The organism is Bifidobacterium sp. UBA744 (assembly GCA_002298605.1).
GTDB lineage: Bacteria > Actinomycetota > Actinomycetes > Actinomycetales > Bifidobacteriaceae > Bifidobacterium.
In genome coordinates, this window is the sequence record DBKS01000017.1 from 1,285 (window position 1) to 27,842 (window position 26,558).

At 63.1% G+C, this 26,558-nt stretch carries 19 protein-coding genes, 1 tRNA gene and 1 other RNA gene; 5 read left to right on the plus strand and 16 right to left on the minus strand.

Annotation, left to right across the window (positions count from 1 at the left end; translation table 11 throughout):
- Positions 1–376 precede the first annotated feature (376 nt).
- Both B2994_RS01655 and gluQRS read right to left on the minus strand, forming a co-directional pair.
- Positions 377–1,165, minus strand: coding sequence for a YggS family pyridoxal phosphate-dependent enzyme (locus B2994_RS01655; protein WP_291526668.1), 789 nt, complete (start codon positions 1,163–1,165; stop codon positions 377–379).
- Between the two features lie 33 nt (positions 1,166–1,198).
- Positions 1,199–2,347: a tRNA glutamyl-Q(34) synthetase GluQRS gene (gene gluQRS / locus B2994_RS01660; RefSeq protein WP_291526669.1), complete on the minus strand. Its 1,149-nt coding sequence runs from the start codon at positions 2,345–2,347 to the stop codon at positions 1,199–1,201.
- 128 nt (positions 2,348–2,475) lie between these two features.
- Here gluQRS and B2994_RS01665 point away from each other — a divergent pair, with 128 nt between their 5' ends.
- Positions 2,476–3,447 (plus strand): hypothetical protein, encoded by a 972-nt coding sequence (locus B2994_RS01665; RefSeq protein ID WP_291526670.1) that lies wholly within the window; start codon positions 2,476–2,478, stop codon positions 3,445–3,447.
- Positions 3,448–3,757: 310 nt separating this feature from the next.
- On the opposite strand, the gene B2994_RS01670 is transcribed toward B2994_RS01665, so the two are convergent.
- From B2994_RS01670 to ffs, 10 genes are all read right to left on the minus strand, one after another.
- Positions 3,758–4,486, minus strand: a complete 729-nt coding sequence (locus B2994_RS01670; RefSeq protein WP_291526671.1) for an MIP/aquaporin family protein — start codon at positions 4,484–4,486, stop codon at positions 3,758–3,760.
- A gap of 180 nt (positions 4,487–4,666) precedes the next feature.
- Positions 4,667–4,740, minus strand: a tRNA-Lys gene (locus tag B2994_RS01675).
- A 161-nt stretch (positions 4,741–4,901) separates the two neighbouring features.
- Positions 4,902–6,419 carry a formate--tetrahydrofolate ligase gene (locus B2994_RS01680; RefSeq protein ID WP_291526672.1) on the minus strand — a complete coding sequence of 506 codons (1,518 nt, stop codon included), beginning with the start codon at positions 6,417–6,419 and terminating at the stop codon, positions 4,902–4,904.
- A 43-nt stretch (positions 6,420–6,462) separates the two neighbouring features.
- Positions 6,463–8,073: a C69 family dipeptidase gene (locus tag B2994_RS01685; RefSeq protein ID WP_291526673.1), complete on the minus strand. Its 1,611-nt coding sequence runs from the start codon at positions 8,071–8,073 to the stop codon at positions 6,463–6,465.
- A gap of 101 nt (positions 8,074–8,174) precedes the next feature.
- A complete protein-coding gene (locus B2994_RS01690) occupies positions 8,175–8,726 on the minus strand; it encodes a YbhB/YbcL family Raf kinase inhibitor-like protein (RefSeq protein ID WP_291526674.1) in 552 nt (183 codons plus the stop codon).
- An 85-nt stretch (positions 8,727–8,811) separates the two neighbouring features.
- Complete coding sequence (locus B2994_RS01695) at positions 8,812–9,957, minus strand: DNA polymerase III subunit delta' (RefSeq protein WP_291526675.1); 1,146 nt, start codon at positions 9,955–9,957, stop codon at positions 8,812–8,814.
- Complete coding sequence (tmk, locus tag B2994_RS01700; RefSeq protein WP_291526676.1) at positions 9,954–10,637, minus strand: dTMP kinase; 684 nt, start codon at positions 10,635–10,637, stop codon at positions 9,954–9,956. Before tmk ends, B2994_RS01695 begins: the two co-directional genes overlap by 4 nt.
- Positions 10,638–10,691: 54 nt before the next feature.
- A complete protein-coding gene (gene topA, locus B2994_RS01705) occupies positions 10,692–13,820 on the minus strand; it encodes a type I DNA topoisomerase (RefSeq protein ID WP_291526677.1) in 3,129 nt (1,042 codons plus the stop codon).
- Positions 13,821–13,997: 177 nt separating this feature from the next.
- Complete coding sequence (locus B2994_RS01710; RefSeq protein WP_291526678.1) at positions 13,998–15,014, minus strand: phosphatase PAP2 family protein; 1,017 nt, start codon at positions 15,012–15,014, stop codon at positions 13,998–14,000.
- Between the two features lie 194 nt (positions 15,015–15,208).
- An RNA gene (gene ffs / locus B2994_RS01715) (signal recognition particle sRNA small type) lies at positions 15,209–15,305 on the minus strand.
- 147 nt (positions 15,306–15,452) lie between these two features.
- Between ffs and glf the strand changes: the two genes are divergently transcribed.
- Positions 15,453–16,619, plus strand: coding sequence for a UDP-galactopyranose mutase (gene glf, locus B2994_RS01720; protein ID WP_291526679.1), 1,167 nt, complete (start codon positions 15,453–15,455; stop codon positions 16,617–16,619).
- A gap of 163 nt (positions 16,620–16,782) precedes the next feature.
- Here glf and B2994_RS01725 read toward each other — a convergent pair whose 3' ends face one another.
- Entirely contained in the window at positions 16,783–17,925 is a 1,143-nt protein-coding gene (locus B2994_RS01725) for an inositol-3-phosphate synthase (RefSeq protein ID WP_291526680.1), read from the minus strand.
- Between the two features lie 223 nt (positions 17,926–18,148).
- Here B2994_RS01725 and B2994_RS01730 point away from each other — a divergent pair, with 223 nt between their 5' ends.
- Entirely contained in the window at positions 18,149–20,416 is a 2,268-nt protein-coding gene (locus tag B2994_RS01730) for a transglycosylase domain-containing protein (protein WP_291526681.1), read from the plus strand.
- Positions 20,417–20,627: 211 nt separating this feature from the next.
- Here B2994_RS01730 and leuA read toward each other — a convergent pair whose 3' ends face one another.
- Positions 20,628–22,544: a 2-isopropylmalate synthase gene (gene leuA / locus B2994_RS01735; RefSeq protein WP_291526682.1), complete on the minus strand. Its 1,917-nt coding sequence runs from the start codon at positions 22,542–22,544 to the stop codon at positions 20,628–20,630.
- A gap of 267 nt (positions 22,545–22,811) precedes the next feature.
- Here leuA and B2994_RS01740 point away from each other — a divergent pair, with 267 nt between their 5' ends.
- Positions 22,812–24,230 carry a metallophosphoesterase family protein gene (locus B2994_RS01740; protein ID WP_291526683.1) on the plus strand — a complete coding sequence of 473 codons (1,419 nt, stop codon included), beginning with the start codon at positions 22,812–22,814 and terminating at the stop codon, positions 24,228–24,230.
- A 14-nt stretch (positions 24,231–24,244) separates the two neighbouring features.
- Here the strand turns inward: B2994_RS01740 and B2994_RS01745 are convergent, their stop codons facing one another.
- The gene (locus tag B2994_RS01745) at positions 24,245–24,865 is read right to left on the minus strand and encodes a DUF5701 family protein (RefSeq protein WP_291526684.1); all 621 of its coding nucleotides are present in this window, start codon (positions 24,863–24,865) and stop codon (positions 24,245–24,247) included.
- Positions 24,866–25,088: 223 nt separating this feature from the next.
- On the opposite strand from B2994_RS01745, the gene asd reads away from it, so the two are divergent.
- Positions 25,089–26,183, plus strand: coding sequence for an aspartate-semialdehyde dehydrogenase (asd, locus tag B2994_RS01750; RefSeq protein WP_291526685.1), 1,095 nt, complete (start codon positions 25,089–25,091; stop codon positions 26,181–26,183).
- Between the two features lie 222 nt (positions 26,184–26,405).
- Here asd and B2994_RS01755 read toward each other — a convergent pair.
- The coding region (locus tag B2994_RS01755) for an ACT domain-containing protein (protein ID WP_349675651.1) at positions 26,406–26,558 on the minus strand (153 nt) is incomplete at its 5' end.

Below are 26,558 nucleotides of genomic sequence, written 5' to 3' on the forward strand. Positions count from 1 at the left end.
TGGCGTCCGAGGCTTTTCTGGCGACGAGCCACATCGGAAATATCAAGAGCCTCGGCAAAGGGAACCTGACGGAACCGCCCGTCCCGTATCCGAACAATGCGCGGCGGCTCCGAAGGGGACGCGGCATGCGAGCCGGATGGCTGATTCCCACGTCCACGACCACCGAACATACGCGCCCCTTACGCCACGCCTTCACCACAGCATGCCACTGCCGTCGCGCGCAACCGCGCAACCCCATCAGTACAACCCCATCAGTGTACGACAGGCGACAACCCCTACGACTCCCCCCGATGAGAAAACACAGCCCTTTACGCCCGCAGCAAACCACAAGCAATGCGGACCGCACACCAGCCGTCAGCCGCTCGGCACCACACCGTCAGATGAACGCTCGCGGGCCGAAAATCGCGGTGCCGACGCGCACGATCGTCGACCCCTCGTCAATCGCAAGCGCCATATCGTTCGTCATGCCCATCGACAGCTCCCGGGCGTCGGCAGTACCCGGCTCGCCCGACGACAACACCGCGTCGCGAGTCGCACGCAGATGAGCGAAGCCGCGACGGATGACATCCTCATCATCCACATGAGCGCCAATCGTCATGAACCCCTGCAATTCCAAGCCTTCAAGCTGGGCAATCGCAAACGCCAGATCCTGCGCGGCAGCTGGATCACATCCGGACTTCGACTCCTCGCCCGATTCGTTGACCTCCAGCAGCACCCCGACGGTCATGGAACGCGCGGCGGCGCGCCGTGCGATCTTCTGTGCAAGCGCCAGCGAGTCGACCGACTCGATGGTGGTCACCGACGGCAGCACCTTGTTGATCTTGTTGGACTGCAACTGGCCGATCAGGTGGAACGGCAAATCCCTCCCCAACGTCAGGCCACGCTCGGCGCAACGCACGCGAAGCCCCTCGACCTTGGCCTCCACCTCCTGCGGCCTGTTCTCCCCAATCATCCGGACGCCGGCGCCGATGGCAGCCATGATCTCACCCACATCGCGTGTTTTGGTGGCGGCAAGCAAACGCACCTCGCCAGCGGCACGGCCGGCGGCCTGCTCGGCGGCGGAGATGCCGTCCAGCACCCGATGCACGCCATCCGCTATCTCCCGGGCGCGCGACTCAGCAATCAATTCGTTGGCCAGATCCTTATGATCCATGTATGCAACCATGGGGCGTCGCCTCCGATATCCGTAAAAACCGGTCTACAGTGTAGCCGCACGGGCGAACGGATCATCCGGGACGCGACGATCGGAGGGGTGTTCGCGCAGCGAACGCCAACCATGGAGACGAAACGCCCCGAGCGCGTCGACGGCCGACATCGGCTCCGGGGACGTCGCCTCAGCATGTTGGGCAGCGCGGCCCTCGGAAGGACGGCCCTCGGAAGGACGGCCCGCCGACGAAGGCTGCAAGCCCAGCATCCACGCGCAATAACCGATCACCTGATCCGGACTCACGCCATTCGCGCGCAAATACCCCAAATCCAGTGCATGCTCGCGCTTCGCCATACGGCGACCCCGCGCATTATCAATCAGAGGCAGATGGGTGAAGGAAGGATCATCATCACCCCGATCATGCAGCAACGAGCGGATATACAGTTGCAGAGCCGTGGAACGCAACAGGTCGCGCCCACGAACCACATCCGTCACGCCCATATCCAAATCGTCAACGCTCACCGCCAACTGATAGGCGAACAAGCCATCCGAGCGACGGATCACCGCATCACCCACATCATGCGGCAGATTGAAACGCTGCGGACCAAAAACGCGGTCGTCGAACCATACGTCCGAACAGCCGGACGTCGACGCACGCGAACGCCCGGGAGGCACGGCAAGGCGCCAGGCATGGCGACGGCCCTCCGCCATGCGCCGCTCGGCTTCAACGGGATCATTCGCCCACAAACGCCGGCACGTACCCGGATAGCGCACGAATCCATCACCCTCATTCGGCGCCGACGCCGCACGAATATCGGCGCGCGAGCAAAAGCACGGATACGCCAGACCACGGGTACGCAAATCACGCAGCACCTGCGCGTACCGATCCAGCCGATCGGACTGGTACACAGGCTCGCCATCCCAATCAAGTCCCAACCAGGCAAGATCATCCTGAATCCAGCGGTCGGCATCACGCACCACACGAGGCGTGTCGATATCCTCAATCCGCAACACCATGCGGCCACCCGCGGCGCGGGCCGAAAGCCACGCCGCAAGCATGGCGTACGCGTTGCCAAGATGCATGCGGCCGGAAGGCGTGGGCGCAAAACGCCCCACTACCGCGTCATGCGGCGAGACCGGCGTCCGACCCGGCACAGTCCTCTCCACCGATCCCTCCGATATAGTCGCTTGCTTGTCCATAGGCGCCACTCTACCGTCTGCCATGGCGATCGCCACGATCAGAGCCGGATACCGCCGAATGCGGCGACTTATGCACTTATCCACAATTCCAAGCGGGCCACTTGCCAGCGAACGTCCGACTACCTAGCGTGAGCGATATGACACGCATGCGGGACAGCACTTCAGGGGCAGCCGGACAGACATCCAATGCGGCGCCAATAAGCCGAATCATCACCACCGATGACCTGCTCGAGGTGCAGCTGGCCACCATCAATCGAAGCTTGGCCGCCAGGCGAAAAACACGACAACGATTGGTCTTCAGCCACTCCACGGCATTGCTGATCCTTGGGGCGGAACTGCCGGCGCGACTGTTGCAAGCTGCGCAAACCGAATTGCACGTCGCCAGCACAACCCATCGGCAAGCCGCGTCAATCCTCACCATGCACCAGTGGAATCACGAATACAACGAGCAGACGCCCTACGCCGACATAACCTGCTGCGGACCCGTGCAAGCCTGGGCGCAAATCGCATCAACGGCGACTTTGGAGGAACTGGTGCTTATCGGCGATTCACTGATGCGACGCAACCGACGATTCAAACTCGCCGCACTGCGGGACTTCGAATCATTCATAGACGGATCCGGAAAATTCCCAGGCAAACGCAATTGCGAACTCGCAGTACGCCTGATGCGGGAGAATACAGATTCATCGCGTGAAACGCAGCTCAGGCTTCTCATCGTCTCGTACGGGCTGCCCTGCCCGGAGGTCAATCTGCGCTTGCAAACGCATAGTGGCAAGGCACTGTATCTCGACATGTCCTATTCCGTGCCGCGTATCGCCATCGAGTATCAAGGCAAGCAGCACGACACGGATCCGCAGCAGATTAGGGCAGACAGGAACAAACGCAATTTCCTCACCGGAAACGATTGGATTGCGTTCGAACCGGACAGACAGGTCTTTTTCGACCTACGCGAGGAAGAGGGATTTATGCAGGATCTTGCACGGATACTGAGCCTGCGGCTCAATGAAGAGATCAAGCCATATCCCAAAATGAGCCTGCTTCAGGCCCTTGATGGCCGCCGAGAACACAATCGGCGGAACACCAAGCTTTTGTTGTATTAGCGACGGAGACGACGCATAGTGAATCGCACGGTTGGCGGATGTGAAAGAATCGAAATTGGATTCTTTCACATCCGCCAACCCATCAAGAGGATTCTGACCGCCCAAAATGGCCGCTATCAGCCAGAAACAGGGCAAAACCCACAGAAAAATATGAAAGAATCGAAAATAGATTGTTCTACGCCGCGTCCAACAGCACGGCGGCAAAGCTTCGGAACCAACAACGGCAGTTTTACTGCTCTAGCTGCCTAAAAATGAGTGGATGGGCTCCCCGAGGAGCCCACCCATTCATCCGGCGAGCACAACCGCACACTCACACGAAGCATTGGAACATGGCAGCGCCCACAATCGCGCCGGCGATCGGAGCAACCACCGGAATCCACGCCTCGTTCCAACGAGACGACCCCTTATGGGCAATGGGCAGCAGCTGATGCAGCAAACGCGGCATCAGATCGCGCGCCGGATTCAGGCCGGGACCGGTCGGACCGCCAAGCGAAGTCACCAAGCCCCACACAATGAAGCCGACCACAATGGACGCGGCGGCCGGATCCGCCTTGCCCCACGGAAGCTCCAGACAGCACAATGCGCCGACCACCAGCACCAGCGTGCCGAAGAACTCATTGAGGAAATAGTTGACCCGCGAGCCCTCGGCATCATTGGTGGAGAAGGTGGCGAAAATGGCATCGGCCTCTTCGGTATCGCGGTAGTGCGGGTAATAGGTGGCGAACACCACCAGCTGGCCTGCCGCCGCGCCCAGCAGCTGGGCCACAATGTACGGCAGCACATTCGACCAGGGGAACATGCCCATCACGGCCTGCGCCAACGTCATGGCCGGATTGATATGCGCACCGGAAATCGCTCCGAACATCAGCACCGGGAACATCACGCCAAAACCGTAGCCCATGGCGATGTTGAGCCATCCCGCGTGATGGCCCTTGGTGTTCTTAAGCTCCACGTTGGCGACCGCGCCATTGCCAAAGATCATCAGGATGGCCGTACCGAGAAATTCGGCAGCCAACTTGGTCATAAGTGAATATTCCACTCGAGTTCTTCTCCCTGTTGCAAACCCACCGCGGACATTTGGGCGGAATTCGGCGCAATTCAGCCCCGCACGCCCTGCGGCTCGTTCTGTTGGTTGTCTCTTCGCTCGCCGCGACCACGCTTCTGACGCAACCACGGCAAACAAACAAAAAAGACCTACCGATTGGCAGGTCTTTGCTTGTGCCCCCGCAGGGATTCGAACCCTGGACACGCTGATTAAGAGTCAGCTGCTCTAACCAACTGAGCTACAGGGGCGTTGGTTATTTCTTGAGCCGAGTGATTACTATACTCGGGATCCTTCCTGACGCAACTCAACAACACATACGGCGTGTCGCGACAAATTCCAGGCAAACGAGGGGGGGGGCGCAGCCGACGAACGCCGGCCACATCCCCACTCATTTCCGCCGCATCGGCCGTCAGACGATCTTCGGCATCGGCGTGGTCAACGACGAGGTGAGATTCACCTGCAACAGACCGGCGCCGGCATGCACCTCGACCTTCTTCAACGTCACCGTGCGCTGATCCTCCGGCAGGCGATCATTGTCGGTCATGGTCGCAGGCGACTTCACCGCCACCACCGCCAGATCGTCGAGCGAGACGCCCACGCCCTCGCACAGCGCATTCGCCCTGCCGAGAGAATCGGCGAAACCGTCTTTCAGGATTACGCGCTCGGGGGGAACACCATACGCGTTGTCCGCAATCCAACGCACTTTCTCAAGCACGTTCATGCCCTTGCGGCTGTGGAACTGGGCGACGGCGCGCGCACGCTCGAGCGTTGCGATGAAATCGTCGAGCTGAGGCGCCAGGGCAGCGCCACCGTCACGGAACAGATTGCCGATAATCGGAGTGCGGAAGCCCAGCCCATCAGCGGTTTCACGCAACGACGGGATCTGATCGTCCTCGCCGTCCCACAAATTGACCAGCGGGAAGGTGGGAATGTCGAAGTTCTCCAAACGCTGCACATGGAAGGGGTACCGCCACGCAAGATCCGGATCGTCACGCCATGTGGAGGCGCGCGTCACCACGATCGCGGCCGCCGGCCAAGCGGCGCCGTACTCGCGAGCGGCGATGTCGAGCCACTTCTGAGCACCGGCGTCCGCGCCGTACCCGGCCTCCACGATGACCACGTCATGCAGCGCGCAAGCCAGTTCCACGCCCACAAGCGTCGGAATGCCGATGGATACGTTGGCGAAGGGGCCGCCATGCACATACACCGGCGAACCATTGACCGTTTCCGTCAGCGCGGGCTTCACCGCGTCGGCGAGGATGCCGGTGATGCGCCACAGGTCCACGAACGAGCCGAAGGTAACGGGCTCGCCGTCCTTGGTGCCGGCGATCATGGCCGCTACGCGACGCCCGATCTCATCCATGGAACGCGACAGACACACGATCTGCATCAGCTCAGAAGTCGGTGTGAGCACAACCTTTTCCGCCACATCGCCCTTGCCGTAATCCACCGCGATGGATCGCAGGGAACGGCTCGGCACCTCGGAGACGCGAGGTACCAGGATCGTGTCGATTTTGCCGTCGTCCACGGCCTTCTCGGCAAAGGAGACCAGCAGGTTCTGCGCGGCCGCGATGGCGGCCATCTCACCGGTCAGCCCCCAGTCGATGAGCTCGGGGTGGGTCAGCGAGGCTTTGCCGCCACCGGACGCACCGCCTTTGGAACCCGCCGCGGTGATGCCCATGCTCGGCTGACGCAGTACGGCGGTCGCGTCGATGCCGCGGGCGTTGAGCGCGTCGATCAGCGCGATGGTCGTGGTGGTCTTCCCCTCGCCACGACTGGCTTTGAGCGGGGTGTCGGCGGTGACGAGCACGACCTTGCCGTGCTTGCGCGGCGCATCGGGATTCTTGGCCAGATAGTCGAGATAGCCGAATGCGTCGATCTTCTTGACCAGACCGTACTGGGTGGTGAAATCGTTGATGGATGTCATACGTGTCTTTCTTGTTCGCTATTCGTTCTTGGATGAGGTCTCACTAGAAGTCCGACATGTGGAACCCGTTCTTCATTTCCATGCTGCGGGTGTAGAGCACGGAATCGAGCAGCTTGTCGGTTTCCTCCTTGAGCTGGTCGGCCATGGTCTGGTTGGCCGCGGCGAGGATCGCACGCACTTCGGCATTGCGCGTGGCGGCGATGACCGCATCCGGCTCCATCGGCTCAACGTCGCCGTTCGCGTTGTCCGCGTCGAATTCGTCGGCCACGGCCTCCGGCGACGCGTCCCCCAGGTCGAGGCGCGCCACCTGCTCGTCGGTGGCTGCGACCAGGCGATGGCCCATCGCGCCGGTCTTCTCCTGATAGCGCTCGACCGCATTGGCGGTGGAACGGAATGCGCCGTCGCACAGCGCCGCGATCACGCGGTTCTCCCAATAGAAGTTTTCGGTGGTCACGCGCGTGGTGGTGTTCTCCAGGTACGCCGGGGTCGAATCAACGTTCGGGAAGAACGGAACCAAGGTGTTGAACGGGTTGGAACCGTATGCGAGCCACTGGATCGCGCGGCTGGCCTGCGGACGGTACGGGCGGATCTGCATGACGGACAGCTGGCTCTGGCGGTTGATGCCGATCGGACGGTACAGATGACGCGTCCGATCATCGCCCAACTGCCCGTACGGGTCGAACGGGGTGCCCTGGTAATGCGAGCTGAGCACGTATTTGACGTCTTCGATCGTCACCTTGCGCTCGGGCTGGCGCGCCCACGGAATATCGTCCGAAGTGGGCCTGTGGTCCGCGTCCTGCCCGTCCCACATTTCGTCGTACGGATTGAGGAAGCGCTGCATGTACCACGCGCGGGGCGTGTTGTAGACGTGATCGGAGTCGGAATGCGATCCGAAGGCATCGCGCGGGGCGAAGGGGCTGCCGGACTCCACCGCCAGATCGAGATGGTTGCTCTCGATGAATTCAGCCAGATCGGCGGAACACATATGCTCCTTCTGATCGCCCAGCGCGTCCTCGAGGTCGAATTCATCGATGCCCAGCTGATTGGGCATGGTCACATACGCCTCGTCGGGCACGCGCTTGGCGATCCAGTGATGACCGCCCACGGTCTCCAGCCACCAGATCTCATTGACGTCGGAGAACGCCACGCCGTTCATCTCATAGGTGCCGTACTGCTCGAGCAGCGCACCCAGACGCCGCACGCCCTCGCGGGCGGTTTTCACATACGGCAGCACGATGGTCAGGAAATCCTCCTCGCCGATGCCGCCGGGCGCCGCGGGCTCGTAGCCCTCCTCGCCTTCGCGGCCCTTGGCCGGGGCGTATTCGACGAAGGGATCGGCGCCGAGCACACGCTCGTTGGTGGTCAGGGTTTCGGTGGCGCTCATCGCGACGTTCGCCTCGTTGACGCCCGCCTCGCCCCAAACGCCCTCTTTGAGGTCCGCGTTCGGCACGGCGGTATACTGCAGCGGGTCGTCCGGCAGATCGATGGTCAGATGGGAGATCACCGACGTGTAGGTGCGCGGCTGCTCGCTCGGTTTGACGACGATGAAGCGCTTCGGATTGAATTCGCCGTTGGCGGAATCCTCGTTGCGCGCGATGATGGTGGAGCCATCGTAGCTGGCATCCTTGCCTACCAGAATTGTGGTGCAGGCCATAGCTGTGATTGTTTCCTTTCTTGTGATGCAAACCCTATCGGTAAGTCATATGTCGGATACGGCGGATCCGCGTGGCGGGCCGGAACCGTCGGCGCGCCCGATCAGGCCAGGCCCTTGAGGAAGACGCCGTCCGTGTCGGGGGTTTCGCCGCAGGAGCGCAAAGCATGCAACAGCTCATTGAGCCAGAATCCCTGATGGAGCCCGGGCAACGGATCCTTCGTGGCCCACGCCTGCAGATAGTACTCATGGTCCCGATCCGGCGGCTGCGGCCCGTTGTACCGCATCGTCACCGCGACATCGGACCCACCCACCCAATGGGACGCCTGCGATGTGCGGCCCTGGACGGCTTCGGGGATCATCGAGGGCAGTTGGCGCGAAAAGTCCGGGGGAATGGACAGCGCATGGCTGTCGTTGAAATCGAACATCAGCGCGTCAATCGGCAGATTGGCCACGGACCAATGAATCCACTCGAAGCCGCATACCGGAATCGAATCGGGGTCCACGAACTCCCAATGCAGATACCGAGCGTCGGGATTCACCTCATCGACGTAGAAGGGGAAGGACACGACCGGCACGCCCGAGGTTTTGCATTCGGGCGCGGCGGCTTTGGCGAAGTCGTCGGGAACAACCGTAAAATCGGCGGAAATTTTCATACCCCAAGTATATGGGCGGCTGAGGCCAATCGGATGAACGAACGGTCGGCCAGACGATGACCGGGGAGCAGCCGCGAAAGGACGACTAGGGAATGAGGGCGCAGAAGAGGGCCTCGAACACCAGGGCGGGGTTGCCGTTGCCGAACAGCCGCCTGCGGGCCGTGGCGATGTCCTTGAGACGCCGGACCGCGCCCCGGCGGCTCAAGCGCACCGACAACTCGGTGATGGCGGTACGGTTCTCCAGATTGATCAGCCCCACGGCGTCCTCCGCATTGTTCTGCAGCACAGTCACATCGCGATACACGGAGGCCACGGAATTGAGCGCGCGGTCCAGCACGTCACGGCTGCGGCGCGTGGTGCGGCGACGCACCTCGTCCTTTTTGCCGATGGCGTTGTAGGCGCCGCGCAGGGCCAGCGGAATGCGGTCCTTCTCGCCCAGTCCGTTGGCGGCGCGGAAGGCGGTCTCCTCGGCGGCGACGCGACGCTCCACGTCGGCGGCGGCCTGCGCGTTCGCGTTGGCGATCAGCCCATCGGCAAGCAGCACGGCGTCGGAGGCCCTGGCCAGCTTCAGCACGCCCACGATCAGTTCGTCGCGGTCGGCCATCACCTGGTCCTGCGTGGCGTACAGGCGCGCCACGCCAATATGGCCTTCCGCCAGACGCGCGGCGCGCCGGGCGATCCCGGGGTCCGCGCCGGCCGACGCGACCAGAAAATCCGCAACGGCCGCATTCGACGGCACCGCGAGATTGACGACGCGGCATCGCGAACGGATCGTGGGCAGCACATCCTGGGCGCTCGGCGCGCACAGCATCCACATGGTGTGTTCGGCCGGCTCCTCGATCTCCTTGAGCAGCACGTTCGTGGTGCGCTCCAGCATACGGTCGACGTCTTCGATGATGATGACGCGCCAGGGCGCGGTGGAGGGCATTTGCTCGGAGGTGGCGATGACCTCGCGCACCTGATCGATGCCGATGGTCACGCGATCGGTGGAAAGCACGGTGACGTCCGGGTGCGTGCCGGCGAGCACATGCCGGCAGACCGGGCATTCGCCGCAGCCATGGTCCGGGCATTCCAGCGCGGCCGCGAACGCGCGGGCCATATTGGAACGGCCGGAGCCCGGAGGACCGCAGACCAGCCAGGACTGCGAGAGCCGCTTCGGATCACCGGCGGCCAAACGGCTCAGCAGATCAGTCGTCGGCCGTTGACCGACAATGGCATCCCATACGCTCATCGAGGGTCCTCCGATTGGCGCCGGACAGGCGTCGCAGCCGCAGCAGCCGCAGCAGCCTCGGCGAACAGGCGGTCGGCATCGGCGCGGATATCCGACCACACCTCGTCAATGGACTGCGCGGCATCAACGACGTGGAACCTGTCCGGTTCGGCCGCGGCCAGGTCGAGAAACGCCCGGCGCGTGCGAATCTGGAAACCGTCGCCTGCGGATTCCATGCGATCGGCCGCATGAGTCAGACGCCGATGCGAATCGCGCGGATCCATGTCGAGCAGGTAGGTGCGCGCCGGCAGCAGGCCGTTCGTGGCCCACAAGCTAAGCGATCGAATCTCGTCACCGGTGAGTTCGCGGCCACCCGCCTGATATGCCAACGATGAATCGAGATACCGGTCGGTGATGACCACGGCGCCGCGGCTCAGCGCAGGCCGGATCAGCTCGGCCACATGCTGCGCGCGATCGGCCGCGAACAGCAGCGCCTCGGCATGCGGGGCGATGGCGATCGGCTCGGCATCATCGGGTTGCAGCAGCAGCCGACGGATGGCACGCCCCAATCCGGTGCCGCCAGGCTCGCGTGTGACCACCACTTCGCGGCCAATGCGTTCGCAATACGCGCGCAAACGCGCGACCTGCGTGGTTTTGCCGGCGCCGTCGACGCCTTCAAAGGAGATGAACATGCCTTGCATGGTCATCACTGTACCCCCCAAGCGGTCATCATCACGCCTCCGGCCGCAAGAGTCTCAGCGACGGGCGGTCCTGGGCACCACCGGCGGACGGTCGTAGCCTTCGTTGGCGGTCAGCCAATCGATGTCGGATTTCACCGTCGCGGCCGTGGAACCCAGTTCCTTGGCTATACGGGTATTGGCCCACCCATGGTCGGCCAGACTCTTCACCTTGGCGCGACGCTCGGCGCGTTTGGCCTCCGCGCCAGCGGCCACCGCGCCCGACTTCGACGAAGCCGTCTTCGCGGATTTACCGGCCTTTGCGGTTTTCGCCCCCGATGCGGCGCGCCCACGGCCGCGACGTCCGCGTCTGGACGGTCCGGCCGCCCGTTTTTCGGCAAGCAGGCGGAACGCCTCAGCCGGATCAATCGACTCGGGGGCATACTGCTTCGGCACCGTGCGGCTCGTCTCGCCGTCAGTGATATACGCGCCGTAGAAGCCGTCCCTGATGGTGACGTTCTTTCCGGTTTCCGGATCCGCGCCAAGATCGCGCAGCGGCGGTTTCGCGGCGCCACGGCCACGCCCACGGCCATACTTGGGTTGGTCGAAAGCGGCCTTGGCCGCGGCGAGGTCCACGGTGAAGATCTCATCCTCACTGCCCAGCGAGCGCGTCTCCGACTTGCCGTCCGGGCCCGTTTTGGTCAGATACGGACCATAGCGGCCATTGTTGGCCGTAACCGCATACTGCGTGATCTCACCGGTTTCGGCATCGGTCTGCTCGATCGTGCCGACGGGGCGAGGCAGGCTCAGCAGCTTGAGCGCGTCCTCCAACGTCAGCGATTCCGGTTTCATCGTTTTGAACAGCGACACCATTTTGGGCCGCGGGGCGGTGGATTTCCTGCCACGGCCCTTGGCGGGCGCCGACGAAGCCCCGGCTGCACCGGCTGCACTGGCTCCCGAATCGCTTTCAGGCGGCACCAGCGCGACATACGGGCCGAACCGACCGTTGCGCACCTCGACGGCGCCTCCGGTGGCCGGGTCCTTGCCCAGCTCGCGCGGACCGCCGGAATGATGCTCGATCAGGTCATGGCCGACCGCAATGGTCAGCTCGTCGGGGGCAAGGGTGTCCGGCAGCGAGGCGCGCTTCGGATGCCCTTCGGCGTCCACATGCCCCATATCCTCCAGATACGGGCCATACCGGCCGACGCGAACATGCAGGCCATCGCCGATTTCAATGGTGTTGATCGCGCGCGCATCGATCTCGCCCAGCTGCGCCACCTGCTGCTGCAGCCCCTCATGAGCCTCGTCGGAGGATTGGGCCGCGTCGGCACCCGATCCGAAATAGAAGCGGGTCAGCCACGCACGGCCGGTGTCCCTGCCGTGCGCAATCCGATCAAGCCCGTTCTCCATGTCGGCGGTGAACTGGTAGTCCACATACTTGGGGAATTTGGTCTCCAGCAATTTGATCACGGCAAAGGCCAGCCAGCTGGGGATCAGCGCACGGCCACGCTCATACACGTATCCTCGATCGATAATCGTCGAAATGATGCTGGCATAGGTGGATGGACGGCCGATTTCCTTGGCCTCCAAAGTCTTCACCAACGACGCCTCGGTGTAGCGCGCCGGCGGCTGGGTCTCATGGCCTTCCGCCTCGACACTTGCTGCGGACAATTCGTCGCCGGGCTCAAGCGGGGGCAGCGAGGCATTGCGATCCGCGCCGCCACGACCGCCATTGCCCTCAGCTCCGCCGCCGGCGGCGGCGCGGGCCGAAGTCTTCGCGGCAACGGCGCCCCTCTCCCCCGTGGCCCGCATGAAACCGGGGAATTTGATCACCGTTCCAGATGCCTGAAACACCGCCTCCCCGAAGTCGCCGGCCGAGGCGGACAGCTTCACCGTAGACGTCGAACCGGTGGCATCGGCCATCTGCGAGGCAAGCGTACGTTGCCAGATCAGCGTATACAGCTTGAGCTGGTCGGCCGGCACCTTGGCGGCCAACTCGTCGGGGTCGCGGAACTGCGCGCCCGCCGGGCGAATGCACTCGTGGGCCTCCTGCGCGCCGGCGGTTTTCGTGGCGTACTGCTTGGGCGCGTCGGACAGGAAACGCTCACCGAAGTGCAGTTCCACCGCATTGCGGGCGGCGGCAATGGCCTCCTGCGACAACGTCACCGAATCGGTACGCATATACGTGATGTAGCCGTTTTCGTACAACCCCTGCGCGGCGCGCATCGTCTGCCGGGAGCTGAATCCCAGACGGTTGCCCGCGGTCTGCTGCAGCGTCGACGTGGTAAACGGCGGCTGCGGACGACGACGGTACGGCTTGTTGTCCATCGAGGCGACGGCGAAGGTGGCGGCGCGCAACGCAGCGGCCACGGCGGCGGCCCGGTCCTCATCAAGCAGACAAACGTCGGAGGCGGACCCGTCCGACGCCAGCCTGCCGTCCGTGCCGAAATCCTTGGAACCGGCCAGGCGCTTGCCGCCCAGCGAAACCATCCGGGCGTCGAACGCGGAATCGCGCGACGAATCATCCGACTCGATCCCATCGCGGGCATCCGCCGCGACCAGAGAGGCGATCACATCCCAGTACGGCGCGCGAACGAACGCCATGCGCTCGCGCTCGCGCTCGACAATCAGACGCGTGGCCACGGACTGCACGCGTCCGGCCGACAGCCCGGGACCGACCTTGCGCCACAGCACCGGAGACAGCTCGTAGCCATATAACCGGTCGAGAATACGACGGGTCTCCTGGGCGTCAACCATGTCACCGTCCACGTCGCGGGTTTTGGTAAGCGACGCCTTGATCGCCTCGGGGGTGATCTCATGGAACACCATGCGCTTCACCGGCACCTTCGGCTTCAGCGTCTCGACCAGATGCCACGCAATCGCCTCGCCCTCACGATCCTCATCAGTGGCCAGATAGAGTTCCTTGGCGCCGCGCAGCGCGCTTTTGAGTTCGGCGACCGTTTTCTTCTTGTCGCCGTCGACAATGTAATACGGCTTGAACCCGTCTTGCACGTCCACGCCGAACTTGCCGAACTTGGGCTTTTCGTCGCTGGGGATCTGACTCGGCTGCGCAAGATCGCGAATATGACCAACCGACGCCATCACAGTGTAATCACCGCCAAGGTATCCGCCGATCTTGCGGGCTTTCGTCGGCGACTCCACAATGACGAGCTTGGTGCCCTTGGAGGCCTTCGTGCCGGTTGCCATGTCCTCTCCTTACATACCCTACTGGTTTCTGCAATTCAGTGTGCGACTCAGCGTGCACGTCGCGCGGGACGAACACCAGCAGATGCCATGCTGTGACGCCATCATACTCACTCTGCGTGGGCAAGTGCGAAACGCAGGCGTCACGATCATTCCAGAACGGTTTGGACGATGACCGAATTATGCGGCCGGGGGCGCCGGCGGCGCCCCGATCAAGCCGAGTTTGCTCAACGGCGAAGCGGTGATCTGCCGCAAGGCCAGCGTCAGGCCAACGATCAACGCACCAGCCGCGATAATTCCAATCAGCGAAACCGCCACGGCGGGCTGGACCGCCCATTCCGCGCCAACCTCGAGCCCCGGAACCAGCTGCCACACCACATAGGCTGCATACAGGCCAAGCGCCACGCCAGCCGTGATCAGCACACTGGAGACGATCTGCACGCCTACCGAGCTGACGCGGGTGCCCGGCTCGTCCATGCCGGAGCCCCGGGTGCAGGCCAACGAGGCCAGCGCCACCGCCGCGACCAGCAGATACGCGACCAGAATGTCGGAGGGACGGTGCCAGCCATGGGCAATGAGCAGCGCCGACACCAGCAACGACCACGCGAAACCGACCACGGCCACAATGGCCCGCATCGTGCGCGGCACCGCAAACAGCAGCACCAGCACGGCGGCCAGGGTCAGGGCCGTATGACCGGATGGCGCGGTATTGCCGAGCGGCACGCCCGATTCGGTGATCTCGGTGCGCACCAGCATCTCACGCGGCAACACATGCTTGAGCAGTTTTGCGGCGCCATATGCCACTGCGAACAATGCCACCAGCTGGCCGACCAGCCACCAGCGACGACGCGACAGGGCAACCGCCAGGCCCGCCACGGCAAACACCGTGGCCACGCCGATCATCACCGGCGACGAACTGAGCGGCAGGCCCAGCACCGTATCCGCAGACAGCCAGGCGGGCATATTCGCGGCAAAACCGGCCAGCACCATATCGTCAAACTGCTGTCCGGTGGCCGTGCGCACGGCCAGCCACCAGATGCCGCAGCCTCCGGCGGCCATCAGCACGCCGAGCACGACGCACAGCACGACGCTCGACACGCGGGGCCGCAAGGCCAGCGGATCCGCCGCGACCAGGTCGGCGGAAGAATCTGCATGTTCTGCACGTTCTGCACGTTCCAGAGAATCGGAATCAGTCATATCTATGAGAGTAGCGCCAAGCCACGCATATCTATTTTCGATTCTTTCATGTTTTGCCCGGTTTCGATGGCCGCAACCGGCGGTAAACCGTTGGAACAACACCGGCATGCACGCTAGCGCCCGAAAAAAACGTGAAAGAATCGGAAATAGCCGCGGATGCCTCGGCATATGAGGACCAAGCACGGGCACAAGGTATGGAAAAACCTCCACGTACCCGCAAGAGGCCACTTACCCTTGCTGCATTCCTGCCCTGGGGGAGTTGGGTGACATAACGCCACGTGGAGGCTCTGACCAGTGTACACCACCCCGGGCCATCGCGCGTCGCACCGGCCTTGTCTGCTGAATGGCGAGGGGATCTGCAACCCCACGGCAAACCGACCGGTACTATAGAAACGAACATCGACTCTGAGCGAATCGCAACAAGGAAGGATTACCCCTATGGTGGACGCGGATTTGGTGATTGTTGGCGCGGGCCTGTTCGGTCTGACGGTCGCGCAGCAGGCGGTCGAGAGGGCCGGCGCGAAGGTGGAGATCATCGACGTGCGCGACCACATCGGCGGCAACGCGTACTCGTACATGGACAAGGAGACCGGCGCGGAGATCCACAAGTACGGCGCGCACCTGTTCCACACGTCCAACAAGCGCGTGTGGGACTACGTGAACCGGTTCACGAGCTTCACGAACTACGTGCACCGCGTGTACGCGACGCACGACGGCGAGGTCTACCCACTGCCGATCAACCTGGGAACCATCAACCAGTTCTTCCACGCGCACTACACGCCGTCCGAGGCGCAGCGCCTCATCGCCGAGCAGGCGGGCGAGCTGGCTGGCACGGACCCGCAGAACCTCAACGACAAGGGCATCTCACTGATCGGACGCCCCCTGTATGAGGCGTTCATCAAGAACTACACCGGCAAGCAGTGGCAGACCGACCCGAAGGACCTGCCCGCGGGCATCATCAAGCGCCTGCCGGTGCGCTTCAACTACGACAACCGCTACTTCAGGGACACGTGGGAGGGTCTGCCCACGGACGGCTACACCAAGTGGATGGAACGCATGATCGACGACCCGCGCATCCACGTGACCCTTGGCGTCGACTTCTTCGACGAGTCCCAGCCGCTCAACAGGAAGGCCCTGAAGGCCGCGGGCGTGCCGGTGGTGTACACGGGCCCCGTGGACCGCTACTTCGACTACGAGCTCGGCGAGCTCAAGTGGCGCACGGTGGACTTCAAGGAGGTCCGTTATGACGAGGGCGACCACTTCGGCTGCCCGGTGATGAACTTCTCCGACGCGGACGTGCCGTACACCCGCGCGATCGAGTTCAAGAACTTCAACCCGGAGCGCCGGGCCTCGCAGAACCCGGACAGGACCGTGGTGTGGGAGGAGTACAGCCGGTTCGCCGAACGCGGCGACGAGCCGTACTACCCGGTCAACACCGAGGCGGACAGGAGGCTGTACGCCGAGTACGAGGCCAGGGCCGCCGCGGAGCCGAACGTGGTGTTCGGCGGCAGGCTCGGCACGTACAAGTACTACGACATGCACCAGGTGATCGACACCGCCCTGACCGCCTACGAGGAACAGGTCGAACCGCTGCTCAAGAAGTGACGGGGCGCGGCCTTCCGGCGCCCGCCGACCCGGAAGGCCGATAGCCGCCAGCCAATACGACGAATGCCCGATTCCGCGTTTCTAATGCGGAATCGGGCATTCGCATACCTGGTCTGTGACGGTTCGCCGGGCAGTCAGTCCCGCGGCCCGTCACTGCGATTCGTCACGCGTGCCACACGTCTTTGCCGGCCGCCTTTGCCGCCGCCACGTCGGCGTCAAGCTGCGCTTCGGTGCCTTCGGATTCGCCGGTGATGAACTTCTCGACGAGCTCCTTGGCCTCATTGTCCTCATGCTGGACGGCGGGGGACTTCATGAAATAGGCGGAGGCGGACAGCACCGGACCGCCGAGGCCGCGGTCCATGGCGATCTTGCAGGCGCGCAGGGCGTCGATCACCACGCCCGCGGAGTTCGGGGAATCCCACACCTCGAGCTTGTACTCCAGGTTCAGCGGCACGTCGCCGAAGGTGGTACCTTCAAGACGCACGAACGCGAACTTGCGGTCGTTGAGCCACGCCACGTAGTCGGACGGGCCGATGTGCACGTTCTTGGGATCCATGTCATGCGGCACCACGGAGGTGACGGCGCGGGTCTTGGAGATCTTCTTGGATTCCAGACGGGAGCGCTCGAGCATGTTCATGAAGTCCATGTCGCCGCCCACGTTGAGCTGGTAGGTGCGGTCCAGGCGCACGCCGCGATCCTCGAACAGGCGGGCCATCACACGGTGGGTGATGGTGGCGCCGACCTGGGACTTGATATCGTCGCCGACGATCGGCAGCTTGGCGTCGCGGAACTTCTGCGCCCACTCGGGGTCGGAGGCGATGAACACCGGCAGGCAGTTGACGAAACCGCAGCCGGCGTCAAGGGCCGCCTGCGCGTATGCCTTGTCCGCCTGCTCGGAACCGACCGGCAGGTAGGAGATCAGGATGTCGACCTTCTTCTCCCTGAGCACGGCGGCCACGTCGACGGGCTCGGCGTCGGATTCGGTGATCATCTCGCGATAGTACTTGCCCAGACCATCGCCTGTCGGGCCGCGCAGCACCTCAACGCCGAGGTTCGGGACGTCGCAGAACTTGTAGGTGTTGTTCTGGGATGCGAAAATGGCTTCCGACAGATCGGCGCCCACCTTGGCAGCGTCAACGTCGAACGCGGTGACGAATTCAACGTCGCGAATGCGGTAGCCGCCGAAATTGGCATGCATAATGCCGGGGATCTTGTCGTCGTCCTTGGCGTCCTTGTAATATTCAACACCCTGCACCAGCGACGAGGCGCAATTGCCCACGCCGGCGATAGCAACGCGAATACTCATACAAACACTCCTTTAGTGGTATGAAGGTTCAATCGTGTGCCATCCTATCGTCTTTCCTGTAAAAAAGCCGAATGAATCTTCCGAAAACCCTCGAGAATTCGACGGCGGGGCAACACAGCATCGTCAGATGTCGAACCAGCCCGGGACGGCCCAATCGTACGGAACCTATGAACGTTTGGTTGTTTGACGGGGATTTTCAGCCTCCACCGTTACCGTAAAAGTCATGACTAGTCAGACCAGAACCGTAAGATCCGTCAGCTCGTCCGGACGCAGCGACATGGACGCGACGCATGGGCGCAAGGGCAGCAACGGACGCCGCAACCGCAAAAAAACCGGAAGGAACGGGAAGAAGCGGCATCTTCTGCTCAAATGGATCGCGGGCATCATCGGGACACTGCTTGTGGCTGGCGTCGGCGCATTCACCTATCTGTACGTCACCACCGAAATCCCCGAGCCGGAAAAATTCGCGATGTCGCAGAAAACCACCGTGTACTATTCCGACGGCACCACTGAAATCGGCTCATTCGCCTCGCAGAACCGCGAGATCATCGACTGCTCCGTGCTTCCGTCGTATGTGGGACAGGCCATCGTCGCCTCGGAGAACCGCACGTTCTACACCGACCGCGGCATCGACCTCAAGGGCATCGCCCGAGCGCTGATCAACAACGTAACCAAAGGCACCAGGCAGGGCGGCTCCACCATCACCCAGCAGTACGCCGAACGTTACTATATGGGCGAAACCACCACCTACCTCGGCAAGCTGCGCGAGGCGATCATGGCCACCAAAATCGCCCAGACCGAGTCCAAGGACACCGTGCTGTGCAATTACATGAACACGATCTACCTCGGCCGCGGCTCCTACGGCATCCAGGCGGCCGCCAAGGCGTACTTCGGCAAGGAGGCAAAGGACCTCACGCTTTCCGAAGCCGCGATGCTCGCGGGCATCATTCCCGCGCCAAGCTCATGGGATCCGGCCGAAAACCCCGACAAGGCCGAACAGCGCTTCGAACGGGTGATTGAAATCATGAGCGAGGACGGCTACATTTCCGCCGACGACAAGGCGAACGCGGCAATGCCGACCACCATCGAATACAATCAGCAAAACGTCTACGGAGGCACCAACGGCTATCTGCTGCGCATGGTCCGTCAGGAGCTCACCAACTCGCAGGCCTTCACCGAAGACGACCTGGACACAGGCGGCTACCGAATCGTCACCACGCTCGACAAGGACAAGCAGAACCAGCTGTACCAGGCCGTCAGCCCCACGGTCAACAAGATGCCCGGCTCCGTGCAGGCGGGCGCCATGAGCGCCAACCCCAAGGACGGTTCGATTCTGGCGATCTACGGCGGCGAGGACTACCTGTCGCATCAGCTGAACAACGCCACGCAAGCCGTGTACGAAGTCGGCTCGACGATGAAACCCTTCGCCCTCCTCACCGCGATCGAGCAGGGCACCAGTCTCGACACGGTGTTCAACGGCAATTCCCCGCGCGAATTCAAGGGGCTTGGCTCGACCATGAGCAACTCGGGCAATGCCAGCTACGGATACATCAACCTGTACCAGGCCACGGCGAACTCAGTGAACACCGTCTATATGGACATGGCCCAGCATCTGGGCAATAATTTCGGCGCCGCCGAAATCGCCGAAACCGCGCATAAGGCCGGCGTGTCCACCGACATCACCACCGAGGGCCAGGGCGCGGCCTACACAGTGCTCGGCAATGACGGCCTGACCGTGAAGGACATGACGCAGGCGTATGCGACATTCGCCAACGGCGGCGCCAAAGCCACGTTGCATATCGTCGCACGGGTGCTCGAGTCGTCCGGCGCGGATCTGTACGCGGCGCCCACCACCACCGAGCAGGTCTTCGACGCCAACGACGTCGCACTGCTCGACAAGGCGCTCACCGGTGTAGTTACGTCCGGCACAGGCAAGACGCTCAGCTCGCTGAACGTCACGCTGGCCGGCAAATCAGGCACGGCGAACGACAACAAGTCCGTAAGCTTCATTGCGTTCACGCCGAATCTGGTCACCACCGTGGCCCTGTGGAATCCGGGGTCCGACGGATCGGCGCAGGAGATGCCCACCATCGGCAGCTATCCGCACGGCATGGGATATCCGGTGACCTTGGTCAAGCAGTATCTGGGCCAAGCGCTCAAGGGCGCGACCGACACGAAGTTCCCCGACGCCAAGGACAACGGCAAGGTCGGCGGCAAGGACGGCACCTGGGGTACGGGAGCCCGCAAGGCGACCTCGACCGCCACGCCGTCCGCCAACTCGTCCACCAGTCCATCCGCCAACTCGTCCGCGAATCCTTCGGCCAGTCCGTCCGCCAGCACATCCGCCACGCCGTCCAAGTCCGCGTCGCCGACCCCCAGCCCCAGCGCGTCCAAGTCCTCGTCGCCAAGTGCCAGCGCCTCCTCCTCTGCGGGGAGCGGGCAACAGGCAAGCGGAGAGGGCAAAGAGGAGAGCCAGTCGTCGACGGAATAGCACGGCGGATACAGGGGCGGCCGACGAGTCCCCGCCGGCCGCCCCGACCCAACGCAAGCAACGACGAAACGCATCGGGCCGGTCTGACATGATCGAAGAATCGATCACATCAGACCGGCCCGATGTCATTGCAACGTCATGGCATATGCGCGCGGCGGCTCTCAGCGAAACCGGCTCGGCAAGGCCGCCCTGGCCCAACGGCCCGGACGAATCAGCGGATGCGCTCGGAACGATTGATCGCCGAAATGATGGCCTTCAACGCGGACGTGGTGATGGACGAGTCGATGCCCACACCCCAGATGATCTGCGCGTCGTCGTCGGCTCCCACCTGGCATTCCACATACGAGGCCGCCATGGCGTCGGTGCCGACGGACATGGTGTGCTCCACATAGTCCATAATCGACGCGTCAATGCCGAGATTCGAAATGGCGTTGAGGAACGCGGCGATCGGGCCATTGCCCATGCCGGACACCTCGCGCTCGCGCGGCTCGTCCTCGCCCACGTTCACGCCACGGTCCAGCAGACTGGCCTTGAGCACGGTATCGGAACCGTCCTCGCCGGAACTCACCGCCACCTTGAGCAGCTTCAAACGACCCCACGGGCTCAGACTCTCATCGTGCGTATCGCCGACCACCACGCCGGCCGCGGTCATGCCGGACTGCTCGACGGGCAGGTACTCGTCCTTGAAGAGACGCCAGATGTCTTCGTCCTTGACTTCCTTCTTGGTGTCGTCGGCGAACTTCTGCACGATCTTGTCGAACTCCACCTGCAGGCGCTTGGGCAGATCGAGATTGTGGTTGGTCTTGAGCAGGTAGGCCATGCCGCCCTTGCCGGACTGCGAGTTGACGCGAATGATCGCCTCGTAGGTGCGCCCGATGTCCTTCGGGTCGATCGGCAGGTAGGGCACCAGCCAAACGAAGTTGTCGAGATCGGCGCCGGCGCGGTCGGCGGCCACCTGACGAGCTTCGAGGCCCTTCTTGATGGCGTCCTGATGCGAGCCGGAGAACGCGGTGAACACGAAGTTGCCCGCATAGGGATGGCGCTCGGAGATCTTGATCTGGTTGCAGTATTCAACGGTTTTGCGGATCTCGGGCACATTCGAGTAGTCGATCTGCGGGTCGATGCCCTGCGTAAGCATGTTCAGGCCCAACGTGACCAGATCAACGTTGCCGGTGCGCTCGCCATTGCCCAGCAGGCATCCTTCGATGCGGTCCGCTCCGGCCAGAATGCCCAACTCGGTGGCGGCGACGCCCATGCCCTCGTCATTGTGCGGGTGCAGGGAGAGCACCACGGAATCGCGATCCCGCAGGTTGTTGGACACGTATTCCACCTCGTCGGCGAACACATTCGGCGTGGTCATTTCCACGGTGGCCGGCAGGTTGATGATCATCGGGCGCTCGGGGGTGGGTTTGATCACGTCGATCACGGCGTTGCACACCTCGACGGCGTAATCCGGCTCGGTGCCGGTGAAGGACTCCGGGGAATACTCGTAATACAGGTCAATGCCCTTGGCGTCGCCCTCGAGCTTCTTGCACAGCTTGGCGGCGTCGATGGCGAGCTGCTTGATCTCGTCCTTGTTCTTGCGGAACACGACCTCGCGCTGCAGCACGGAAACGGAGTTGTAGAAATGCACGATCGCGCGCTTGGCGCCGCGCAACGCCTCATAGGTGCGGTGAATCAGGTGCTCGCGGCACTGGGTGAGCACCACGATGGTCACGTCATCGGGGATGAGCTCGCGTTCGATCAGCATGCGGATGAAGTCGAAGTCGGTTTCGGAAGCCGACGGGAACCCCACCTCGATCTCCTTGAATCCCATGGAAACCAGCAGGTTCCAGAACCGCAGCTTGCGTTCGGAATCCATTGGGTTGACCAGCGCCTGGTTGCCGTCGCGCAGATCGACGGAACACCAGCGCGGGGCGCGCCGCAGTTTCTTGTCCGGCCAGGTGCGTTCCGGGTACTCGAAGGGAATCTGCTTGTCATAGGACGCGTACTTGTTGTACGGCATTGAGCTGGGCTTCTGAGGGGAGCCGATGAAACGCGCCGGCGGCAGCAGCGGGTCATTGTTCCCCCCATTGGACGCAGCAGCCACAGCTGCGAGATCAAACACGGATGATTGACCCTGACCCATTACTCCTCCTTTGCTTAGGTTGGCGCGCTGTCGCACGCTCAGACTGGTTTCGCCCGCCTCTTTGGGACATGCGCCCGGCCGCTCGGCCATCCGAACGTCCGTGGACCCCGCAGGCGATGTTACGCGTTCGTAACAATGCTCTATCGTACCGGTGACTCGCCCCAACGCCGCGCCCGTATCATATACCGGCCAGAACCGCGCCGCGTGTTTTTTGCGACCGCCCGACCCGCGCGAGGATTCCGGAGCCGGCGGCGATACAGTGGGGGCATGGCGACTTTGCGATTCAGGCGCGACGGCACATTCCGCGTGCTGCAGATGGCGGACGTGCAGGACGGCCCCAGCGTCGACCCCGACACCGTGAGGCTGATCCGGGCCGCGATCCGCGCGTCCGACCCGGATCTGGTGGTGTTCACCGGCGACCAGATCCGCGGCTACGACCCGGCGTGGATCAATACCTTCCTGCGCCGACGCGGCGAAACACCCGGCGAGCACGTTCGCGCCGTCACCGTATTCGAGGCCAGATGTCGTCACCGATTCGGGCGCAACGGAAACGACGGATGCGACGGGCGGGGCGCCGATCCGCTCGACGACGCCCGCGCCAAAGTCGGCTCGTGCCTCGGGGGTTTTCTCAGCCCGCTGGTCGAGGCCGGCGTGCCATTCGCCGCCACCTATGGCAACCACGATTTCCAATGCGGCATCCTCGCCGATGAGCAGGACGACATCTACCGCACCTTCGCGGGATGTCTGAACCCGCCCGCCGGCAGCAGCCCGCTCGCGCTTGAGCCGGGTACCTTCGCACTGCCCGTCGTCTCCTCGCGACAGCCCGATCATATCGTCATGAGCGTCGTCATGGTGAATTCCGGCGACTACGCGACTGCCGATGCCGGCGAGTCGCATGACCGGCGCGAATACGCACGCAACCCCCGCAACCTCGACCTGGCGGACTCCGACGGCTACGGCACTCCGACGCCCGCCGCCGTCAACTGGCTGGACAGCGTGCAACATGAGCTGTCCGAACGCAACGGCGACGGCAAACCAGTGCCATCAATCGCATTCCAGCACATCCCCCCGCAGGAGTTCTACCACTGTCTCAGGCAGGTGCCGCCCATGACCCCCAACGCGGTGGAGGGCTCACGCACCTTCGCCGGACGCTGCTATGCGCTCGACCATGCCATCTGCGCACCGGGCTCGGTGCTGGGGGAATCCATCGGATGCGCGGACACCAACTGCGGCGAAGTCGAGGCGATGACCGCAGCCGGCGGATATTTCGCGCTGTACTGCGGCCACGATCACAAGAACGCGTTCGTCGGCCACGCGGACGGGCTCGACCTCGGCTACGCGCCCACCTGCGGATTCGCCTCATATGGGCCGGCGTCGCGCCATCGCGGCATCCGGCTCTTCGAATTCCACGAGTCGGCCCCGACCGCCTATACGACGCGCATGCTCACCTACGGCGAACTCGTCGGGCGCCGCAGCGGCAACGAAATGCGCGTCTTCGTCGGCGATCATCTGGTCATCGACGCAGCCACCCTGCGTGACCAGCTGCGCCGGCCCGCGGTGTTCACAGGTGTTGCGGCCGCGGGCATCGCGGTCAGCCTCGGATTCGCATCGATCATTCGCGCGATTGCGCGAGGGATATCGCGCAGCGCCGCCAAACGGACGAAGCGACCGACGGCAATGGATTAATGGATTCAGCGGATTCAGCGGAATAGACTCACGCCGCGACGCGCCATGCAAAACGCATTGCCCAGCCATGTATGCCGCGAATTCGGCCACACCGCGCCCAACCGCGGGGCATTCTGACTCATCCATATGCTCGGCACGCGGCCATCGGCCGAACGCGACCCCAGCAGGTTGAAACCGTTCTTCTCCCTGAGCCAGTTCGGATGCTGCGTGGCGAGGGCAAGCCCCTCCTCCAACGTCAGCGGTATGCGCTCGTCGGAATCGATGAGCTTGCGGGCCACATCAGGCTCGCGATTCGTGTACTTGGTACCGGTATGGGGTTCGACCACAATATAGAACGGCCCCTCGGGCGGCTCGAACCCGTCCTGCGGCAAAAAGCTCGCAATGTCACGCGGCGGCATCGTCGTGAAGCCGGCCATGCGGTTAATCGACGTGCGCGCGATCAGCGACTCGGGGGAAACCAATTCACGAGTGGGCACCAGCAGAATGCGCCCATCCAGATCGGTGCGCTCCAATGCGGCGATCAGCGGACGGGCCAGCGCACGGAACGCCGCGGCGCTCATATCCGCCACGTCCGGATAGCCCAACGCCACAATACGGTCCAGCTGCCTTTGCGCTTCTTCGGATGCCTTCGACATACCACCCACTGTACCTGTCTCCCCGGCCGGGATGCATGAGAGAAGCAGAGGACGGACGGGGGCGCCGAGTGAGCGACAAGCGGAAACAGGCGGACCAAACGAACGTATGCCGTGGGATGCCATAGTCAACATTTGGAAAATCCCAAGTCGATACGACCGGCGCTTCCTAGAATGGGAAAGCACAACTTTTCCATCCAACCCACGAACTCATACAGAGGTTGCAATGTCCGAAAAACTCAAAGTCGGCATCATCGGCGCCACCGGCATGGTCGGCCAACGCTTCGTCACGCTACTTGAAAACCACCCGTGGTTCGAGCTGACCACCCTCGCCGCCTCCGCGCACAGCGCCGGAAAAACCTACGAGGAAGCCATCGGCAGCCGCTGGAAGATGGAAACCCCCATGCCCGAATTCGTCAAAGGCATGATCGTCAAGGACGCGCAGAACGTTGACGACGTCGTCTCCAACGTGGACTTCCTGTTCTCCGCGGTCAACATGCCCAAGGACGCCATCCGCGCCATGGAGGAGACCTACGCGAAAACCGAAACGCCGGTGGTGTCCAACAACTCCGCGCATCGCTGGACCCCGGACGTGCCGATGGTGGTGCCGGAGATCAACCCCGAGCATTTCGCCGTCATCGAGCACCAGCGCAAGCGCCTCGGCACCACGCGCGGTTTCATAGCGGTCAAGCCGAACTGCTCCATCCAGGCCTACACCCCCGCACTCGCCGCATGGAAGGAATTCGAACCGCGCGAAGTGGTGGTCAGCACGTATCAGGCCATCTCCGGCGCTGGCAAGACCTTCGCCGACTGGCCTGAAATGGTGGGCAACATCATCCCGTTCATCTCGGGAGAGGAAGCCAAATCCGAAAAGGAACCGCTTAAGGTGTTCGGCCACGTGGACGCCGCCAAAGGCGAAATCGTACCGTTCGACGGTCCGCTGAAGATCACCTCGCAGTGCATTCGCGTCCCCGTGCTCAACGGCCACACAGCCACGGTGTTCATCAACTTCGGCAAGGACGTGGCCAAGGACGAGCTGATCGATCGTCTGGTGAACTACACCTCCGAAGCCGCGCGACTCCAGCTGCCGCACGCCCCCAAGCAGTTCATCCAGTACCTGACCGACGACGATCGCCCGCAGGTCAAACTCGACGTGGACTATGAGGGCGGCATGGGCGTCTCCATCGGCCGTCTGCGCGAAGACACCATCTTCGACTACAAGTTCGTGGGCCTCGCGCACAACACGCTGCGAGGAGCGGCCGGCGGCGCGCTGGAATGCGCCGAAATGCTCAAGGCGCTCGGCTACATCAGCGCGAAGTAGGCGACCGCTTCACCACATATGACATATGCGTAACGGGTTGCGCCCCTCTTGCTGAGGGATGCAACCCGTTACGTCATTTTCCGGCGGTTTTGTTCGTTCGGCGCCGGTTTATCGTCCGGTGCCGAACGAACAAGGATGCTGCCGGCACCGGGAAAAAACGGCCGGGCCGGGCCGGCATCCCACCGGACTGCCGCCTAATCCAGCCCCTTGCGGCACCGGCTCTTATCTGCCAGTGCCGCCATACACCACTGCTTCGATTTGGTCGGCGTCCAGACCATAGGCGGTGTGGAGGGCTTTGACGGCCTCCTCAAGCTGGTCAAGCGGAACCAGCGCGGCGATGCGGATCTCGGAGGTGGAAATCATCAACACGTTGAT

Bases quoted from the DNA above. Each gene is read 5' to 3' on its own strand.
- B2994_RS01655 (WP_291526668.1), bottom strand. From the start codon at position 1,165: ATGGTTGCATACATGGATCATAAGGATCTGGCCAACGAATTGATTGCT.
- gluQRS (WP_291526669.1), bottom strand. From the start codon at position 2,347: ATGGACAAGCAAGCGACTATATCGGAGGGATCGGTGGAGAGGACTGTG.
- B2994_RS01680 (WP_291526672.1), bottom strand. From the start codon at position 6,419: ATGACATCCATCAACGATTTCACCACCCAGTACGGTCTGGTCAAGAAG.
- B2994_RS01685 (WP_291526673.1), bottom strand. From the start codon at position 8,073: ATGGCCTGCACCACAATTCTGGTAGGCAAGGATGCCAGCTACGATGGC.
- B2994_RS01690 (WP_291526674.1), bottom strand. From the start codon at position 8,726: ATGAAAATTTCCGCCGATTTTACGGTTGTTCCCGACGACTTCGCCAAA.
- B2994_RS01695 (WP_291526675.1), bottom strand. From the start codon at position 9,957: ATGAGCGTATGGGATGCCATTGTCGGTCAACGGCCGACGACTGATCTG.
- tmk (WP_291526676.1), bottom strand. From the start codon at position 10,637: ATGCAAGGCATGTTCATCTCCTTTGAAGGCGTCGACGGCGCCGGCAAA.
- topA (WP_291526677.1), bottom strand. From the start codon at position 13,820: ATGGCAACCGGCACGAAGGCCTCCAAGGGCACCAAGCTCGTCATTGTG.
- B2994_RS01710 (WP_291526678.1), bottom strand. From the start codon at position 15,014: ATGACTGATTCCGATTCTCTGGAACGTGCAGAACGTGCAGAACATGCA.
- glf (WP_291526679.1), top strand. From the start codon at position 15,453: ATGGTGGACGCGGATTTGGTGATTGTTGGCGCGGGCCTGTTCGGTCTG.
- B2994_RS01725 (WP_291526680.1), bottom strand. From the start codon at position 17,925: ATGAGTATTCGCGTTGCTATCGCCGGCGTGGGCAATTGCGCCTCGTCG.
- B2994_RS01730 (WP_291526681.1), top strand. From the start codon at position 18,149: ATGACTAGTCAGACCAGAACCGTAAGATCCGTCAGCTCGTCCGGACGC.
- leuA (WP_291526682.1), bottom strand. From the start codon at position 22,544: ATGGGTCAGGGTCAATCATCCGTGTTTGATCTCGCAGCTGTGGCTGCT.
- B2994_RS01740 (WP_291526683.1), top strand. From the start codon at position 22,812: ATGGCGACTTTGCGATTCAGGCGCGACGGCACATTCCGCGTGCTGCAG.
- B2994_RS01745 (WP_291526684.1), bottom strand. From the start codon at position 24,865: ATGTCGAAGGCATCCGAAGAAGCGCAAAGGCAGCTGGACCGTATTGTG.
- asd (WP_291526685.1), top strand. From the start codon at position 25,089: ATGTCCGAAAAACTCAAAGTCGGCATCATCGGCGCCACCGGCATGGTC.